This window comes from Lactobacillus rizhaonensis (assembly GCF_036246345.1).
Taxonomy (GTDB): Bacteria; Bacillota; Bacilli; order Lactobacillales; family Lactobacillaceae; genus Lactobacillus; species Lactobacillus rizhaonensis.
Genome location: NZ_BTTV01000005.1, coordinates 18,874 through 37,053 on the forward strand (window position 1 = coordinate 18,874; position 18,180 = coordinate 37,053).

15 protein-coding genes and 1 tRNA gene are annotated in these 18,180 nt (G+C 32.8%); 12 read left to right on the forward strand and 4 right to left on the reverse strand.

From position 1 onward, the window contains the following. Nucleotides 1-178: 178 nt before the first annotated feature. Together AAA915_RS06935 and AAA915_RS06940 are read right to left on the reverse strand one after the other, a co-directional pair. Nucleotides 179-403: a PspC domain-containing protein gene (locus tag AAA915_RS06935; protein ID WP_046332364.1), complete on the reverse strand. Its 225-nt coding sequence runs from the start codon at nt 401-403 to the stop codon at nt 179-181. A 337-nt stretch (nt 404-740) separates the two neighbouring features. Further along, nucleotides 741-824: transfer RNA gene (locus AAA915_RS06940), tRNA-Leu, on the reverse strand. A 94-nt stretch (nt 825-918) separates the two neighbouring features. Here AAA915_RS06940 and AAA915_RS06945 point away from each other — a divergent pair. The 5 genes from AAA915_RS06945 (at nt 919) to fba (ending at nt 6,705) form a co-directional block, all read left to right on the forward strand. Beyond that, nucleotides 919-2,205 carry a serine hydrolase gene (locus AAA915_RS06945; RefSeq protein WP_420915117.1) on the forward strand — a complete coding sequence of 429 codons (1,287 nt, stop codon included), beginning with the start codon at nt 919-921 and terminating at the stop codon, nt 2,203-2,205. 2 nt (nt 2,206-2,207) lie between these two features. Then, the gene (locus tag AAA915_RS06950) at nt 2,208-3,056 is read left to right on the forward strand and encodes an NAD(P)H-hydrate dehydratase (RefSeq protein WP_338200971.1); all 849 of its coding nucleotides are present in this window, start codon (nt 2,208-2,210) and stop codon (nt 3,054-3,056) included. Nucleotides 3,057-3,101: 45 nt separating this feature from the next. Next, a complete protein-coding gene (locus AAA915_RS06955) occupies nt 3,102-3,749 on the forward strand; it encodes a L,D-transpeptidase (RefSeq protein WP_338200973.1) in 648 nt (215 codons plus the stop codon). A gap of 258 nt (nt 3,750-4,007) precedes the next feature. Continuing rightward, nucleotides 4,008-5,693 (forward strand): arginine--tRNA ligase, encoded by a 1,686-nt coding sequence (gene argS, locus AAA915_RS06960; RefSeq protein WP_338200975.1) that lies wholly within the window; start codon nt 4,008-4,010, stop codon nt 5,691-5,693. Nucleotides 5,694-5,790: 97 nt separating this feature from the next. Further along, nucleotides 5,791-6,705 (forward strand): class II fructose-1,6-bisphosphate aldolase, encoded by a 915-nt coding sequence (gene fba, locus AAA915_RS06965; RefSeq protein ID WP_034980057.1) that lies wholly within the window; start codon nt 5,791-5,793, stop codon nt 6,703-6,705. A gap of 126 nt (nt 6,706-6,831) precedes the next feature. Here fba and AAA915_RS06970 read toward each other — a convergent pair whose 3' ends face one another. Beyond that, complete coding sequence (locus tag AAA915_RS06970; protein WP_338200978.1) at nt 6,832-7,800, reverse strand: AraC family transcriptional regulator; 969 nt, start codon at nt 7,798-7,800, stop codon at nt 6,832-6,834. 134 nt (nt 7,801-7,934) lie between these two features. On the opposite strand from AAA915_RS06970, the gene AAA915_RS06975 reads away from it, so the two are divergent. Together AAA915_RS06975 and AAA915_RS06980 are read left to right on the forward strand one after the other, a co-directional pair. Continuing rightward, nucleotides 7,935-9,230 carry a PTS sugar transporter subunit IIC gene (locus tag AAA915_RS06975; protein ID WP_338200980.1) on the forward strand — a complete coding sequence of 432 codons (1,296 nt, stop codon included), beginning with the start codon at nt 7,935-7,937 and terminating at the stop codon, nt 9,228-9,230. After that, nucleotides 9,230-11,488, forward strand: a complete 2,259-nt coding sequence (locus AAA915_RS06980) for a family 78 glycoside hydrolase catalytic domain (RefSeq protein WP_338200982.1) — start codon at nt 9,230-9,232, stop codon at nt 11,486-11,488. Before AAA915_RS06975 ends, AAA915_RS06980 begins: the two co-directional genes overlap by 1 nt. 124 nt (nt 11,489-11,612) lie before the next feature. On the opposite strand, the gene AAA915_RS06985 is transcribed toward AAA915_RS06980, so the two are convergent. Beyond that, on the reverse strand, nt 11,613-12,182 hold the full coding sequence (locus AAA915_RS06985) for a histidine phosphatase family protein (protein ID WP_338200983.1): 570 nt from the start codon (nt 12,180-12,182) through the stop codon (nt 11,613-11,615). 127 nt (nt 12,183-12,309) lie between these two features. On the opposite strand from AAA915_RS06985, the gene AAA915_RS06990 reads away from it, so the two are divergent. From AAA915_RS06990 to AAA915_RS07010, 5 genes are all read left to right on the forward strand, one after another. Beyond that, nucleotides 12,310-13,176, forward strand: coding sequence for an aldo/keto reductase (locus AAA915_RS06990; RefSeq protein WP_338201155.1), 867 nt, complete (start codon nt 12,310-12,312; stop codon nt 13,174-13,176). Nucleotides 13,177-13,606: 430 nt separating this feature from the next. After that, nucleotides 13,607-14,428 carry a PRD domain-containing protein gene (locus AAA915_RS06995; RefSeq protein WP_338200986.1) on the forward strand — a complete coding sequence of 274 codons (822 nt, stop codon included), beginning with the start codon at nt 13,607-13,609 and terminating at the stop codon, nt 14,426-14,428. Nucleotides 14,429-14,441: 13 nt separating this feature from the next. After that, nucleotides 14,442-16,385 carry a PTS glucose transporter subunit IIA gene (locus AAA915_RS07000; RefSeq protein ID WP_338200988.1) on the forward strand — a complete coding sequence of 648 codons (1,944 nt, stop codon included), beginning with the start codon at nt 14,442-14,444 and terminating at the stop codon, nt 16,383-16,385. A 12-nt stretch (nt 16,386-16,397) separates the two neighbouring features. Next, a complete protein-coding gene (locus tag AAA915_RS07005) occupies nt 16,398-17,177 on the forward strand; it encodes an alpha/beta hydrolase family protein (RefSeq protein WP_338200990.1) in 780 nt (259 codons plus the stop codon). Nucleotides 17,178-17,374: 197 nt separating this feature from the next. Next, nucleotides 17,375-18,154 carry an alpha/beta hydrolase family protein gene (locus AAA915_RS07010; protein WP_338200992.1) on the forward strand — a complete coding sequence of 260 codons (780 nt, stop codon included), beginning with the start codon at nt 17,375-17,377 and terminating at the stop codon, nt 18,152-18,154. Nucleotides 18,155-18,180 lie beyond the last annotated feature (26 nt).

The window sequence follows — 18,180 nt, forward strand, 5'->3', positions numbered from 1 at the left end:
ATTATTGTATAAATCATATTCTTTAATTAAAAAAAGGTCAACTTAACTAAAAAATAAATCCAAGTATAACTGAGCAGTTTTGCCCATATATACTTGGATTTTTAGCTAATCTCATGTTAATTTAGTTTTGAAAGACTTAAATAATGTGTTGAAATTAAATTATATTTTTATAATCTGTTTAAGGCTTGTGAAATTCACCATCAAGAGTATCATCATGACGATTTTTTTCAGGCATTACAATAGCAGCAATAATATATAAAAGCAGTCCAGGAAAGGTTGTACATAGTATTAATGCTGCACCACCAATTCTGGTCCACGCTTTATCCCAACCAAAATATTCTGCAACACCGCCAAATACGCCGGATATAACTTTATCCTTGGATTTTGTTAATCGTTTTTGCATGACTGTGCCTCCTTTTGTATTAATTTTAATACAAAATAATCATTAAAGTACATATTAAAATATTTTTTATTATAAAAATACTAGTTACAATTTAAAATTTCAAATTTCAATATTTCTATAAATGAAAAAATCAGTTTCAAGGCATGCCACACAAAAAAATTTAAAAAAATATATTATTGTTTGCAACATATGAGGATTATCTCATTGTCATCATTGAGGTCAGATAATTCAGGGGGAGACAGGGTCTTTGAAGTTTCTGCTTGTTTTGATTGTGCATCATAAAAATAGTAAAACAGCAAAAGAGCTAATCCCTAGAGATTAGCTCTTACTACACAAATGCCCCGAAAAAGATTCGAACTTTCACTTAGTTACCTAAACAGCGACCTGAACGCTGCGCGTCTGCCAATTCCGCCATCGGGGCTTATTATTTTTAGCACAGTAATAATCATACCAAAAATTTGGTAAAATGTAATCATAAAACGTAAAATAATTTAAAAAAATCAGGAAAGGGTGATTTGTACTTGAAAAAGAAAGCTAAAGCAATCATTTTAATTTTTATCAGTTTATTAATTTTAGTGGTTCCTGTGGATGTAAAAGCAGCCCCAAAGTTACCTGATAACTATAATAAGAATGAAGTCAACATTGATGCCAAGGCGGCAATTGCTATAGACAGTAAAACAGGACAGTTGCTGTATGGTAAAAACATTAATAAGCAATTACCTATAGCTTCGATGACTAAATTGGTGACCGTCTATTTGACACTAAAGGCGATTGATCAAAATAAAATAAACTGGGATACTAAGGTAACGCCAACTCAGCAGATTTTTGCTGTTGCAAGTAACAGAGAATATTCCAACGTTCCGTTGCGTATGAAACATACCTATACGATCAGGCAGTTGTATCAGGCAACATTAATTGAATCGGCTAATGGAGCCGCAATGATGTTAGCACAGGCAGTCAGTGGTTCCCAAGTAGCTTTTGTCAAGCAAATGAGACAACAACTAAATAAATGGGGTATTAAGAGCGATCAGATTTATACGACTTGCGGTTTACCTAATAAGAGTGTGGGTAACGATGGCTATCCAGATGCAGATAAAAATGCCGAAAATATGTTGTCGGCTAAAGAGATGGCAATCATAGGGCAGCATTTGATTCAAGATTTTCCGGAAGTGCTCAAAACTACTAACATTGCTAAAATGAATTTTATTGACCAAAAAATGGCTATACCAATGAGCAATTTTAACTGGATGTTAAAAGGAATGCCGCAGTACCATAAACGCTTTAAGATTGATGGATTAAAGACAGGAACAACAGATGCTGCTGGTGCTTGCTTCATTGCAACTGCACGCCATCAAGGCGGCAGAATCATCACGGTGATAATGGGAGCAAAACATTTAACCAATACAGACCCAGCGCGTTTTATTCAGACTGGTAAGCTCCTTGACTATGTCTATCAGAACTATCAGTCCCTAGTTTTTCAACGTAATGAGGTAATTATAGGTCACACTAATGTAGAAGTTCATAACGGAGAAGCCAGACAAATAAATATTGGTATGAAGAATAAGAGTCTGATTTGGGTACCACAAAATGGTCCAAAATTTAAAGTGGGTTTAATGGCAAAAGTTGTTGAAGCTCCCATTAAAGAGGGGCAAAGAATTAATTATTATTACTTTAAAGCCGGTAAAAATAAAATTATTTCGCTGCAACAGCCTAATGGCTTACTTTTACCAGCTCAGGCATTACAATCAACTAATAAAGTTAACTTTTTAATTCGATTTTGGCGTTGGCTGTTTGGAGGTTAATAATGTCTGAAATAACTGAAAAGATTTTGACAAAAGTAATTAAAAAACGCCCCAGTAATTCACATAAGGGTAATTATGGCAGAATCCTGCTAATTGGGGGCAATGAAAATTATGGTGGTGCAATCATCATGGCAGCTGAAGCTGCGCTTAATAGTGGTGCAGGTCTTATTTCAGTAGCTACCCATCCAGTTAACTTGAATGCACTACATGCTCGTAATCCTGAGGTGATGTTCATCGATTGGCGTGATCGGAACTTATTAAATTTAATCACTAAAATGGATGTTATTGTTTGTGGACCAGGATTAGGAACTAATTCTTTTGCTCATCAAATGATGTTTACTCTTTGTCAGAATGTTTTCCCAAGTCAAACACTAGTTTTGGATGCAAATGCTTTGGACCTGATTGGACAAGACCCTAAGCTGATTCCGACCAATGTTGGCTTGATTGTTATAACGCCTCATCAAATGGAATGGCAGCGTTTAAGTCAAATTAGAATTCCTTATCAAACTGATAGTGCTAATTTAAGTGCTTTAAAAAAGATTTTTCCTATTCAAAATGTTATTTTGGTTTTAAAATCAAATCACACTCATGTTTATACTTGTACTAAAGAAATTTTTGTAAATCCTGTCGGTAATCCTGGTATGGCCACCGGTGGAATGGGAGATACTTTAGCAGGGATAATTGGTGGTTTTATAGCACAGTTTGGTGGCAAGCTAGATTCAGTGCTGGCAGCGATTTATATTCATTCCTTAGCTGGAGATAAGATTGCTAAAATGGATTACGTGGTGCGCCCAACTAAAATAAGTGCAATACTACCTCAGTTAATGAAACAATATGCTGATAAAGGATAGATTTTCCGTTGAAATACAAAATATGATTTGGAGAAAAGTTATTATATGAAAAAGAGTCTATTAAAAGTTCTAACTGCTTTTTGCATTATTCTAATATGTGCTATCAGTCTTGCGCGGATATCTATGCCTACTCAGCCTAAAGTGGGTAATAAAGCCAAAGATGATAAGAAAACAGTAGTTATAAAAACTGCTGCATCTTATCGTCCCTATCAAGACCCTAATGATTTGCGTTCTCCTTTCAATTGGAAAAAAGCGAGTGAAACTAAGCCTTATCCTAAAATAAAGCACTCTGAAAACAATTTAAAAATTAGAGTGTCGCTTAAAGGTAACCGTGTTTATATTTTACGTGGTAATAAAAGAATATATACCATGTTATCAAGCGCGGGACTTTTTAAAAAAAATAAGTCATTAACACCGACTGGAACATATAAAATAAAGTATGATCGTGGTGATTCTTTTTATAATCCTGAATTAAATGAAGGTGCTAATAACTGGACCAGTTGGGATAAAGAAAATGTTTATCTTTTTCATTCGGTTCCAACGAAAGGCAATGGAAAATACAACATTAAAGAAGCTGAAAAGTTGGGAGTTAAGCCTGCTTCTCACGGTTGTATTAGGTTAAGTATCCCTGATTCTCGCTGGCTAGTTGAAAACATCCCTGCCGGAACAAAAGTAATTATCAAAAATAACTAAAAAATTTGGCGCAGACATTATTTACTGTTATAATCATTTGATGAAAGTAGTTAGAAGTAGTAGGCATTTTTTCCAATATAGCGAGCTTGAGATTGATGAGAGTCAGGCTGGAAAAATGACTGAAGGCGTGTCTAACCAACCAAATAGAAAATTTAATAAGCGGATACTTTGTATCAAAAAGAGTGGTACCGCGGGTTATACTCGTCTCTTCTTCATGTTAGTGAAGGAGAGACTTTTTTTGGCATTTAGGAGGGAAAAATGGATTTTAAAGACAAGGTTGTCGAGTTAGTTGCTGGACAGGTTGACCTTTCCAAAGAGCAAATCAATTCGTTAATTGAGAGACCAAAAAATGAAAGCATGGGTGACTATGCATTTCCAGCCTTTGCTTTGGCAAAAGTGGAACACAAAAATCCTGCAGTTATTGCACAAAATATTGCAAGTGAGCTAAAGAGCACTGATTTTGTATCTATCAAAGCTGTAGGCCCATACGTTAACTTTTCAATAGATCATGGCAGATTAATCTCACAAACTCTTGCTGAAATTTTGCAGCAAAAAGAGCACTTTGGGGATCAAAAGTTAGGAGAGGGTAACGTCCCGATTGATATGTCTAGCCCTAATATTGCCAAGCCAATGTCTATGGGTCATTTAAGGTCAACTGTGATTGGTAATTCAATCGCTAAGACTTTGGAAAAGGTGGGGTATTCACCTATCAAAATTAATTATTTAGGTGACTACGGCACCCAATTTGGTAAATTAATTGCTGCTTATAAGCATTGGGGCGTTGAAGAAGATGTTAAAAAAGACCCCATCATGAATTTATTTAAATACTACGTAAAATTTCATAAAGAGGCTGAAAAACATCCGGAGCTGGATGACGAAGGACGTGCGTGGTTTAAAAAATTAGAAGATGGCGATCCAGAAGCAGTTAAATTATGGCAATGGTTCCGTGACGTATCTTTAGCTGATTTTAATCGCATTTATAAAGAACTCGGAGTTACTTTTGATTCATATAAAGGCGAAGCTTTCTTTAATGACAAAATGCAGCCGGTTATTGATGAATTGAAAGAAAAAGGGCTTTTGCATGAATCTCGCGGTGCACAGGTCGTTGACATGGGTAAAGATGAAAATCCAGCTTTGATTGTTAAGTCCGATGGCACTAGTATTTACTTAACTCGTGATTTGGCAGCAGCCATTTATCGTCAAAACACATATCATTTTGTCAAAATGCTTTATGTTGTTGGTAATGAACAGTCACAGCATTTTGTGGAGCTGAAAACAGTTCTGAAGAAAATGGGATATGATTGGGCTGACGAAATTTATCATGTTCCTTTTGGCTTAATTACTCAAAATGGTAAAAAGCTTTCTACTAGAAAAGGGAATGTTGTTTTCCTTGATCAGGTTTTACAGGATGCTGTTAATTTGGCACAAAAGCAGATTGAGCAAAAGAATCCTGATTTGGCTAATAAAGACCAGGTTGCTCATGATGTTGGAGTTGGAGCAGTAATTTTCCATGACTTGAAGAATGAGCGCACTGAAAACTTTGACTTTGATCTGGATGAAGTTGTCCGTTTCGAAGGAGACACTGGTCCTTACGTGCAATACACAAATGCGCGTGCCCAAAGCGTTTTGCGCAAGGCTGCTGAACAAAGTCATATACCCGATCTTTCTAATATTAAGATAGATGATAACTGGTCTTTTGGAGTTGCCAAATCTTTAGCCGACTTCCCTCGTATCATTGCTCGCAGCAGTGCTAAGTTTGAACCATCAATTATAGCTAAGTATGCACTTGATTTAGCAAAGAAGTTTAATAAATATTATGCTAATGTCAAGGTTTTAGTTGATGATGATCAAATAAGCGCTCGGTTAGCTCTGGTTCAAGCGACTTCAATTGTTTTAACCGAAGCTTTGCGACTATTAGGTGTCAATGCTCCTAAAGAAATGTAAAAATTTTCAAAAATAACGTTTTCATCAAATAAAAGATTGTTCAATACTTAATTAATACGATACAATATGACTGTAAGTTTATTAGGAGGTATATTTAATGGCATATTTAGATAATGGTAATCAAATCTTTAAGGATGCTCGTAAAAACCATTATGCAGTAGGTGCTTATAACACTAACAACTTGGAATGGACACGTGCAATTTTGCAAGCAGCTGAAGAAACTAGAACTCCGGTTTTAATTCAGGTTTCTATGGGTGCAGCTAAGTACATGGGTGGCTATAAAGTTGCTAAAGACTTAGTTGAAGACGAAATGGATGCAATGGACATTTCTGTTCCAGTTGTATTGAACTTAGACCATGGTAGCTTTGAAGCTGCTAAAGAATGTATTGCTCTTGGTTACTCATCCGTTATGTTTGATGGTCATGCTTTACCAACTGAAGAGAACTTAGCTAAAACCAAGGAAATCGTTAAGTTGGCTCATGAACGCGGTATTTCAGTTGAAGCTGAAATTGGTAAAATTGGTGAAAACCAAGGAGCTGATGGTGGAGAATTAGCATCTGTTGAAGATGCAAAAACTTTTGTAGCCGCAGGTGTTGATAAACTTGCTTGTGGTATTGGTAACATTCACGGCGTTTACCCAGAAGGCTGGAAGGGCCTGAACTTTGATCGCTTAAAGGAAATTGCTGATGCAGTTTCTGTACCATTGGTATTACACGGTGGTTCAGGCATTCCTGAAGAGCAAGTTAAGAAGGCTATTTCCCTTGGAATTTCTAAAGTTAACATTAACACTGAATTCCAATTAGCTTTCCAAGCTGCTACTCGTAAGTACTTTGAAGCTCATAAAGATGAAGACAAGGACAACAAGGGTTATGATCCTCGTAAGCTTCTTCTTCCTGGTACTGAAGCAATTACAGCTTCAATGAAGGAAATGATCACTTGGCTTGGTACTCCATCAATTGATGACAAGATTAAGTCAGCTGGTTTTGACAAGAGCTCATTGAATTTAGAATAATAAAATAAAAAGTTTGAAAAAACTTTAATTTACAGGCTAATAAATTACGTTGAAGAGACGTTAATTTATTGGCCTTTTTCTTTTTCCAAACTTTTATCTATTCTTTTTGATCAGACTTTATTTTTACTACTGTTTTTTCTTCCTAATTTCCAAAGGAAGTTCGTGGTATTTTTCTCTAAATTTCTTATAAAAAAAGGTTGTATTTGAAATACCAACTGAATTAGCAATTTGATAAACCGAATCATTACTATGCAATAGCTTCTCATAGGCAACTGACAGTCTTTTATCAGTTAAGACATTTGAAAAAGTATCTCCAAGCTTTTCTTTAAATAGGTTGCCTAAATAATTTCTATTATAATTATATTTAGTAGCAATACGATTGAGTGATATTGTTTGATAGGAGTTCATTATCTCTCTTAAGATTAGTAATACTAGTTTATCTTGTTCACTATCATAAATAGTTTTTGAATTAATATTAATATTACGAAATAATAATTTGAAAAAAACATTTATGTACGAGTCTAGTATGGAATCCGCATTTTTTTTGTTTTGTAAATATTCTGTAATCATTAATTCCACTATTGTTTGTAAACTAGATTCGGTATCTTCTTTTTTGAATAAAAGAAAATGTTTATCAAAAATATTAGAATAATATAGGTTTCCAATCGTATCATTTTCACTGATTTTATTTAAATTATCAAATGCATAATTAATATCTCTAAAAACAATATTTATAAGAATATCTTTAAAGTCAAGTGACTTAATAGAATGTACTGTTCCTATATCCAATAGCAACAAATCTCCACTTTCAAGAATTATTCTCTGACCATTAACAATTTCTACTGCTTTTCCACTAAGTACGTAATTGATTTCCACAAATGTATGTGAATGCTTGGGATATGAGGCAAAGCGATTATGCTTCGCAATATAAATCTCTCTGTTTTTAATAAATCCAGTTGTAAAAACAGGTATCTGTGAATTTTCTAAACTAATAAGAGTTTTATTTTTAAAATCGCTATGGAATTTGTGGTCAATTAATTGAGAAGACTCAATGGGATTAGGTTCAAGTAATTGAGCGTATATATTTTTTTCCATTATTCCTACCTGTATTTCTGTTCTAAATGATTAAACTTTTTGATATTGTAGCATTAATATGAATCGCTTACAATTCAAATTGAAAGAAAAAGTAAATGCATTTACATAGAAAGTGATAACATGGAGATTCAATTATGAAAACAAGTCAGACAGAAAAAATACAAGAAAAATTGGGAAAATTATCAGCTTTTTTCAATTCAAATGCTTATATTCAAGCAATTAAAAATGGAATGCTAGCTTATGTACCATTTACTATTATAGCGTCAGTATTTTTAATAATTGGAAGTTTTCCAATTCCAGAAGTAACTAGTTTTTTAGCTTCTCTTTTTAAATTAAGTGTAAATGAATTCGCTGCAAGATTGGGAATAGTAAACGATGCTAGTTTAGTAATTGGCGGTCTAATTGTTTTGCTAGCTATATCAAAAAACCTTGCGATTGAAATGAAGTTAGATGATACACCGATAATGTTAACAGCATTAGTGTGTTTCTTTATTTTGACACCTTATCAGCTTGATAAAAATGGTAATAACATACTTCAGGTTACAAACATAGGGGCTCAGTCTATCTTTTTAGCAATAGTTGTTTCAATTCTTGTCTCTATCATTTATAGAACTATAGATAAAAAAGGGATTACAATAAAATTACCATCTTCAGTGCCACCTGCTGTTTCAAAACCTTTTGAATCAATTATTCCTTCATTGATTGTTATAACTGTCTTTTGGGTTATAAGAATAATTTTAGGAACATATTTTAATTTGAGTGCGCTTGAGATAATTAATAAGATTCTTGGTACACCATTAAAAGCAGTTGGAGGATCAATTTTTGGTATTGTAATAGCAAAACTGTTTTCACAATTTTTATGGTTTTTTGGTATACATGGAGATAGTATCGTTAATAGCGTAATGACACCAATTCTACAGGTATTGCAAGATCAAAATAAAACAGCTTATTTAACGCATAAAGCACTACCTAATGTTATAAATCAAAGCTTTTGGGATCAGTTTGCCAGCATTGGTGTAGCAGGTGCTATAATTGCCATAACTATAGTTGCACATAGCGAAAGATACAAAGCACTAAAGAAAGTTGCACTTATACCTTATATTTTTGGAATAGGTGAACCAACTTTATTTGGTATTCCATTGATGCTTGATTTTACTTACTTTATTCCTTTAATAATAACTCCGGCAGTTTCAGCGATTATTTCATACATAGCATTTGTTACGAATTTAGTTCCAATACCCAATGGAACGGTTCAAGTTCCTTGGACTACCCCTCCAATTATTAGTGGATTTTTAGTAACTGGAAGCTGGCGTGGTGCAATCTTACAACTTGTTTGCTTCATTGTTGCTACACTCATATGGATACCGTTTGTTAAAATTGCAGATGAGCGAAATTTAAAATTAGAGATTAAAAATGAAAAAGGGAAATAATGACTAGAACTTTTCAGGGACATTGGTTAACGCGAAGACATATTAATTATGGTTTAAATGAAGAGAAATATTATCAAAAAAATCCATCAGTCATATATTCTGGGAACTTTAATTTAGAAAAAGTAATTTCCTTAAAGTTAAAAATATGTGTGCTAGGTTACTATATTTTAAAAATTAATGGTAGACTCGCAAGCAATACTGTTTTGAACAACGATTGGACCTATTTTTCGAAAAGAAAATACTACGATGAATATGACATTACAGGCCTGATTCATTTAGGTGAAAATTTTATAGAAGTTGAATTAGGTAATGGTATGTATAATCCATTTCCCTTAAAGTTTTTTGGAAAACATAATTTTCGCCATGGTTTAAAAGATGTTGGAGAACCTAAATTTGTCTTAGATCTTTTAGATTTAGAAGGTAATGTCATTTTTACCAGTAATAGTGCTTGGCATTTAATGACAGGTGATCGTATTTTTAATAATTTATTTTTAGGTGAAGAAGTTGATTCTTCTTTTGAAGGGAAACGGCTATCTTACAAAACTGTAAAACTTACTGAAAAAGAACAGCAAACACTAGTTAAAAGTTTTATTCCAAAAATTAGAGAATTTGAACCTATTCACTTTGTAAAAATGAGCAAGAAAGGTGAAAAGTTAGTAATTGACTTCGGAAAAACAACTTCTGGCTTTTTAAAATTAAACTTTGAATGTACAAAAAATAAAAAAGTTCAGATATTTTATTGCGAAACTAAAGAAAATGGGGAATTAGCTTATGAAACTTCTTTTGCAGGCGGAATTGGAAATATTCCAGGAATAACAGGCGGACCTGGTTCTCCTGAAAAAGCATTTGAAAAGGATGTAATATATGCTAAAAAAGGTACAAATAACTTTAAAAATAAGTTCACTTATCATTCATTTAGGTATATTGAAATAGAAAATTTGAGTATTGATGAAATAAAAAGTATATTTGCCATACCTGTGCATACCGATTTGAGTCAAACAGGTTTGGTTAAAACAAATAATACTTTTTTAAATAATTTATTTGATGCCGGTATTAATACAAGATTAAATAACGTACATTCAGTTTATGAAGATTGTGCACGTGAACGCCTTCAATACGGAGGAGATATTGTTGCTTTAATTACAGCAATGAGTGACACTTTTGATTTAAGCCAGTTTAATCGTAAGGTAATTGATGACTTCTTGTTAGGTCAAACCGATAGAGGTGGAATACCTGAAACAGCTCCTTATATGGGTATTCAAACAAACGGTACAGGAGACGGTGAAGGACCTTTATTGTGGCAAATAGTTTTTCCTTATCTTATATATAAATATTATCAATATTATGCGGATCAGAAATTTGTAGCTGATCGTTATCCATACGTTAAAAAGCAATATGACTATCTAATGTCATGGGATTTATCAACATTAGCTCAAAAAGATATTGGTGATCACGCAAGTCCGAAACTAACAAATTTTTATGAAGCGACGCCTGACAAAACATTTGTGGGTTATTGCACAATATTATTATTCAATGAATTGACAATCAAAATATCTAACATTTCGGGTAAAGAAACAAATGAGTTATTAGAAGAAAACAGAAAAATTAGGAAAACAATTGATCAACTTTATAAAAATGAGGATGGTACATATGGCCAAAGGTCTCAAACTGCATATGCTTTTGCGCTTTTCCTGAATCTGGGAAGTAAAAATATACTTTTAAAAGGTTTAGAAAAAAAAATTAAAGATGAAAAAAATATATTTAATTGTGGAATTTTTGGTCAATCAATTCTTTATACAATTTTACATAAAGAGAACAGAGACGACATTGTTTATAAATGGCTTACCAAGTCAGGTGAGATTAGTTTTAAACACATGTTATCCAACGGAAATCAAGTTTTAAAAGAACAGTTTACTGATGGAAAACTTTCTGACTCTGGTAATCATGCAATGTTTGCTAGTTATCTAAAATGGTATTTTGAAGCTTTAGGCGGTATAAGTCTTACTGAAAATGCTGTGGGGTTTTCAAAAATTTCAGTTAATCCGTATTTTAATGATGAAGTTACAAAAATAAAAACGTCAATTAATACAATGCAGGGTAAAATTGACACTAAAACTATATTTAAAAAAAATCATTGGCATTATTACTTAAGCTTGCCAAATAAGATTGAATATACTTTGGGAACAAATTTAAAGTCATTCACCATAACTATGAAAAAGACAGAAAGCAGAACAAATCTACATTTTTGTCAAAAATGAGTACAAAATTCTTTAATGTAAAAGTAAAAAGTTGGGTAATAAAAAGGCTAATAGGTTAGTGTTATTTACTCCGTAAAAGTGGATTAATAATACTAATTATTAGTCTTTTTTATTTTAAATTCCTTCAACGGCTAGGATTAAATATTGACTGCAAACGAAAAATACCATTTTCATATTCGTACTTTAAAACAGCACAATTTTGAATATGATCCTTACGCTTAAATGTATTATATTTTTCCCATTTCCTATAGAAATTAGCTATAGCACCACCATGGGAAACGATTAAAATTTGTTTATGAGAGGAAGCTACTGCAATATCTGTAATCGCTTTATTAATTCTGGCAACTACTTGTTCTTGAGATTCCCCACCAAACTGGACGAAAAAATTTTTGTAAGGTAAAGGCGGATTTAGGTGCTCTCCTTCCCCTTCATATGTACCAAAATTCCATTCTCGTAAATCTTTATGAGCTTTAAAAGGTAAATTAGTAACTAATTTTAAAGTATCTATTGCCCTTTCAGAAGTGGAACAATGAGCCTCCTCTAAAGCAATCTGCTCATTTTCAAAATAATCTTTTTTCGTAGTTTGTGCTTGTTTAATTCCCAGAGAGGTCAGTGGTGAATCACAAAAGCCCTGAATCTTATGTTGGACATTAAACAAAGTTTGTCCGTGACGCATTAAATAAACGTATTTCATAAATTTGCCTTCTTTTATCTATTTAAACTTAATTGTAACTAAAAAAGTTTTAAAAATCTAAGTGAAAAATGATTGACTTAAACATGAAGTTAAGCGTTATACTCAAGAAAAGGCATAAGGAGGGAAAATTATGATTTTTGAAGAAACATTTACACTGAATAACGGGGTAAAAATCCCTAAACTGGCATTGGGAACTTGGAAAATTCCCGATAATGAAGTAGCTTCGCCAGTCGAATCTGCTTTAAAAATGGGCTATAGGCATCTTGATACTGCTCAAGCTTATCATAACGAGAGTGGAGTAGGTCAGGGGATTAAAAATTCAGGTATTGCTCGTGATCAAATTTTTGTTAACTCAAAAGTAGAGGCCGAAATTAAAGACTATCAAAAAGCTAAAAAATCTATTGATGAAACTCTTTTGCGAATGGATCTTGATTATTTAGATATGATGATTATCCATAATCCACAGCCATGGAAAGAGGTAAACCAATCTGATGACCGGCATTTTGCAGGTAATTTAGAAACTTGGCACGCTTTAGAAGACGCTTTGAAAGAAGGAAAATTACGTGCTATTGGAGTTTCTAGTTTTCAACCAGATGACTTGCAGAACTTAATTGACAATAGTGATGTTAAGCCTATGGTTAATCAAATTCTTTGTCATATTGGTGCAACACCTAAAAAACTAATTGATTTTTGTCAGCAGCAAAATATTATAGTTGAGTCTTTTTCACCTGTTGCGCATGGTGAAGCTTTAAATAATACAGTAATTCAAAAAATGGCAGAAAAATATCATGTTTCAGTTGCACAACTTTGTATTCGTTATGATTGGCAACTTAACACAGTAGTTTTACCTAAGTCTGTCAATCCAGAACATATGAAGCAAAATTCCGAATTGAATTTTGAAATAAGTGAAGATGATATGGCTACTTTGGAAAATATTAATAGTTTTGATTATGGCTCTGCCAGTCATTTTCCAGTTTTTGGCGGAAAAAGATAAGTTAATGTCATAAAAAGTTTTACTTTGGAATTTTGAGGTTAATGCCTTAATGATGTCAACTAAGTAGTATAAAAGTATTTTAAGTCAAGAACTCTCATTTTATGAACTATAGCCAAAATTTATAAAACTTGGAAAGCGGAAACTTTTGTAATCCAAACTTTTTCATATATTTTTTTAAGAAAAATACTACAAATTGCGAAACTTAAATCTTAGATAGACATATTGAAAAATTATATCTTTTGAAATCGTTTGCAATTGGGACAAAAATAAAATATAATAATTTCAGTGAAATTGTTAGCTTTGGCGCAAAATTCATGAAATTAAATATGGGTGCTATTTCGTTTTGAAAGCAAGACCAAATATTAGACTATTTAAAATAGTTAATATTTGGCCTTTTTTATTTTGGCTTAAAACGGAAAGGAGGTAGAAAATGAAGATTCTTCATAAACTAAATAACAGTGCAGCTATTTGTACCAATAGTTCTTCAGACTCAATCATTGTTATTGGCAAAGGAATTACTTTTGGTAAAAAAGAGGGAGATGAAATAGATAAATCGAGAATTGACAAAATTTACACTAACGCTGATCAAAAAATTACTAAACTAATTGAACAAATACCTGATGAATATTTCGAGATGGCAACAATTATAATTCGTTATGCAGAAAGGAAGCTGGAACAGCCGCTTTCGGATGATGCATATTTTGTTATTTCTGATCATATTGAGGGAATAATGTATCGCTATAAGCACAGTATTAGTATGCCATTTGGGTTTATGCAGGAAGCTGAGCTTTTTTATCGAAAAGAATTTCAAGTTGCGGAGTGGATATTGGATTATTTGGATGCGGCTTTGAATGTTGAATTGCCTGATGATGAAATTGGCTTTTTAACTATAGATGTTGTGAATTTGATTGGGAATAACAACGGATTGAATGAGCTCAAACAGATAATGGAAGTTGTAAAAGAAGTCGAAAGGGAAGTAAATGCAGCTTTTCCCAATCTTGATAAAAAAAGTTTTTCGTATAAAAGGTTTAGAACACACTTGCAATACTATGCATATCGCTTTGTATCAAATCAGGAATATCACGATCAAAATATCAAATTTGATTTTGATCAAGAATTTATTACTAATACGAAACAGCTTATAAAGAATATTAATAACAAGCTGAAAGAAAAATATGGACATTCAATGGACAAATTAGAACAGAAATATTTGTTATTACATCTACAACGTTTAATTTATTCAGATAATTGAAATGAGGTAAAAAATGGCTTTAGATTACATTAAAATGTCTAATGAAATTTTGCAGTATATTGGTGGCAAGGACAATTTAACTTCAGTCAATCATTGTGCTACAAGATTAAGACTAGGTATAAAGAGTACAGAAAATGTTGATAAAAAGAAATTAACTCAAATAGAGGGCGTTTTGGGAGTAGAAATAATTTCGAACCAGGTCCAAGTCATTGTGGGTCAAATTATAGAAGATCTTTATAATGCTTTTGGAGAAGTTGCCGGCTTTTCAGGTGCCAGAAATGTAGAAAATAAACCAAGCGTAAAAAAGCGCAAAAATATTGGAACGCTTTTTGTGGAGTTTTTGGAGTTAGTAGCCAAAATTATGGCACCTGTCATTCCTGCTTTAATTTGTGCTGGATTTTTCTCCCTAATTATTATAGTTGCTCAAATGTTTTTCCATTTGAAATCTACTGACTCAACTTATATCATTTTAAACAGTTTGGGCCAAACAGCTCTGTACTTTTTGCCAGTCATGGTGGCATACTCATCAGCTAAGCAATTTGATACGGATCCAATTTTATCAATCATGCTAGCTTGCTTTTTACTTTATCCCGATTGGAGTAATTTAGTTGCAAAGGGTTCTGCAACAGGTTTTACTTCTTACTTTGGATTACCAGTTCATTTGCAAACATATAATGGTCAAGTAGTTCAAATTATTTTATCCATTTGGATTATGAGCCTATTGGACCGCTGGCTTAAAAAAATAATTCCTAATTCAATTCGTTATTTTTTAAAACCTGTATCTCTACTACTTTTAATGTCAATTATTACATTAACACTGACAGGACCGTTAGGTGGTCTGTTTACGAATGGTATTAGTTCATTTATAGCATTCCTCAGAAAAACGGTGCCATGGTTAACAGTACCAGCTATATATACTTTTGCAATGACGGTAGGAGTTTTTATGCCGGGCTTCCACTTGGCATTAATTCCGATAGCAACTCAAAACTTAAGCACTCTAGGTTATGATGATATTATTAATATCTGGTTTATGGCCGGTACATTAGTACCTGGATTCGTTGCATTATGGGTTGCATTAAAATCAAAAAATATTAAAGGTAGAAATATTTCATGGACAGCTGCTATTTCAGCTCTATTTGGAGGTGTTTCAGAGCCGACTGTTTATGGTATTCTATACAAAATGCCAGTTTTGTATGCTGTAGATTTTATCACTGGCTTGATTTTAAGTATATACAACGGAATAGTTGGAACGAAAGCATATGCCTATGGTGCATATTATTTAACTAATCTACTTTTATTTTACAATGCAAAAGACCCTAATAATTTAATCAAAGCAATAGGCGGCATTATACTTGTTGCGATAGTATCTTTTATTGGTGTTTGGTTCACCAAATGGTCATGGAATGATGATGCAAATGTAGATCAAATGTCATTAAAATCTATTTTTGGTAGGAAAAAGTCAGACGACTCTAATATGTCAAATGGTAGTCATAAATTGAAAGAAACTAAACAGTTGTCAAATCTAAAAAATGATATCGTTTCTGCTCCAGTAGTAGGTAAAATTATTTCTCAAAGTGAAATAAGTGACCATGCATTTTCTAGTGGCAGTCTAGGAAGCTGCTTTGGAGTTAGTCCGGAAAGTGATGATATCTATTCTCCAATTGACGGTGAAGTTAATTCAATTGCGCCTACAAAACATGCGATTACAATAAAAGGCGATCATGGTGATGAAGTAATGTTGCACTTAACTTTAGATTCTATGAAACTTCAGCCAAATGATATTTCCGTATTGATTAAACCAGGTGATCAAATTGCACAAGGACAAAAAATAGCAGTATTGCATCGAGAACAATTAAAAAAGCGTAAGTTGGATGATACTGTAATTGTAGTGCTTTTAAACTCAAATAAATATAAAAACGTGAAGTTTGAGAAAAATAAGCTTATTGCTGAAATTTAAGGAGATAATCATATGAAAGAAAAACTTTGTTTTGTGAAATGTATTGATCATGAAGTGCCATTGCAAATAGATTTACCAGATAAAGGCCAAAAATTTCCTGCCATGCTCTTGATTCATGGCTTTATGTCAGCTAAAAATTTAGATGGCCATATGTTACAAGCAATAAGCTCAGAATTGACTCAAAATGGTATTGCTGCGGCAAGAATGGACCTTTGCAGTATGGGTGAAAATATCTGCTCACGTGAAAAATATGGTATGAGAATTATGATTGATGAGGTTAAGGCATGCTTTAATTACTTACAGTCTTTACCATATATTTCTGAAAAAAATGTAGGTATGCTGGGTCACAGTCTTGGCGGTCGTTTAGCTTTTACTTGTTCAACCCTACCTGCGAAATTAATTGTCACGTTAAATGGTGCAATCAATACCAATGAGATTATGGTTCCTTCATATAATAAATTAGAAATGAAGCAGTTAGGTTATAGTATTATACATACTAGTGATGGGAGAGTCGAGTTAATATATCAGAAATTTGAAAAAGACATGAAAGATACTCTTAATATGAATATTAGTTACTTTAAAAACCCAATATTAATTTGTATTGCAGCTAACGATCCTACTCTTGATCCGAATATTGGACTTAATTTTGTCAAAAACTGTCATATGGAAAATGTTGATTCTATTGTTATTGAAGGAGCAAATCACACCTTTAATGCCAAAACAGGTGATTATACCAAATTAATTGAATTGAACAAACAAATGATTCCTTGGATTAGTTCACATATCAAATAAAAATTGAGCATTAATGTTATCGAGTTAACTATGTCTAATTATTAATAAAAAGGTCTACAACATTGAAATTTCAAGTGGTTGCAGGCTTTTTATATATAGGAAAATAATCACATATTGTTTTGGTGTGTATGCCACAAAATAACAGTATAATATATCTAAATCATAAAATCATTGAGATATACAAGGAGATAATTGAAGTGCGTGAAGAATTACGGTTTTTAAAGTGCATTGATCATGAAGTGCCAATACAGATTGATATTCCTGATAGCGGAGATAAATTTCCGGCTATGTTGCTGGTCCATGGCTTCATGTCCTCCAGAAACAATGATAATCATATGTTAGCAAGAATCAGTGAAAAAATAGTTGAAGCAGGAATAGTAGCGGCCAGAATTGATTTATGCAGTATGGGTGAGAACCTATATTCTAGAGAAAATTATGGTATGAAAGTAATGACAGAAGAGGTCAAGGCCAGTTTTAAATACTTGCAAAGTTTACCATATGTTGCAGAAAATAAGGTTGGTTTATTAGGTCATAGTCTCGGTGGACGTTTAGTATTTACTTGCTCAAATTTGCCAGCTAAAATCATAGTTTCTTTAAACGGTGCGATTAATACTTCAGAACCTTTGGAAATGGCATATGATAAATTTGAAATGGAAAATTTAGGTTACTGCATTGTTCATACTAGTAGCGGTGGTGTTGAACTAGTATACCGCAGATTTTTTGACGAACTTAAAACGACTTTGAATAATAACATTAAAAACTTTAAAAATCCGATTTTAGTTGAAGTATGCACCAGTGATCCAACTTTAGATCCCAATATTAGTTTAAATTTTATTAAAAATTGTCATATGACCAACGTAGATTCTTTTACTGTAGAAAATGCAAATCATACATACAATGTTGAAACGGGTGATTTTACCAAACTAAATGAGGTTATTGGCAAAGTAGTTCCCTGGATTAGTTCACATATCAAATAAAAACCAGCTTTCTTAATCAAGCTGGT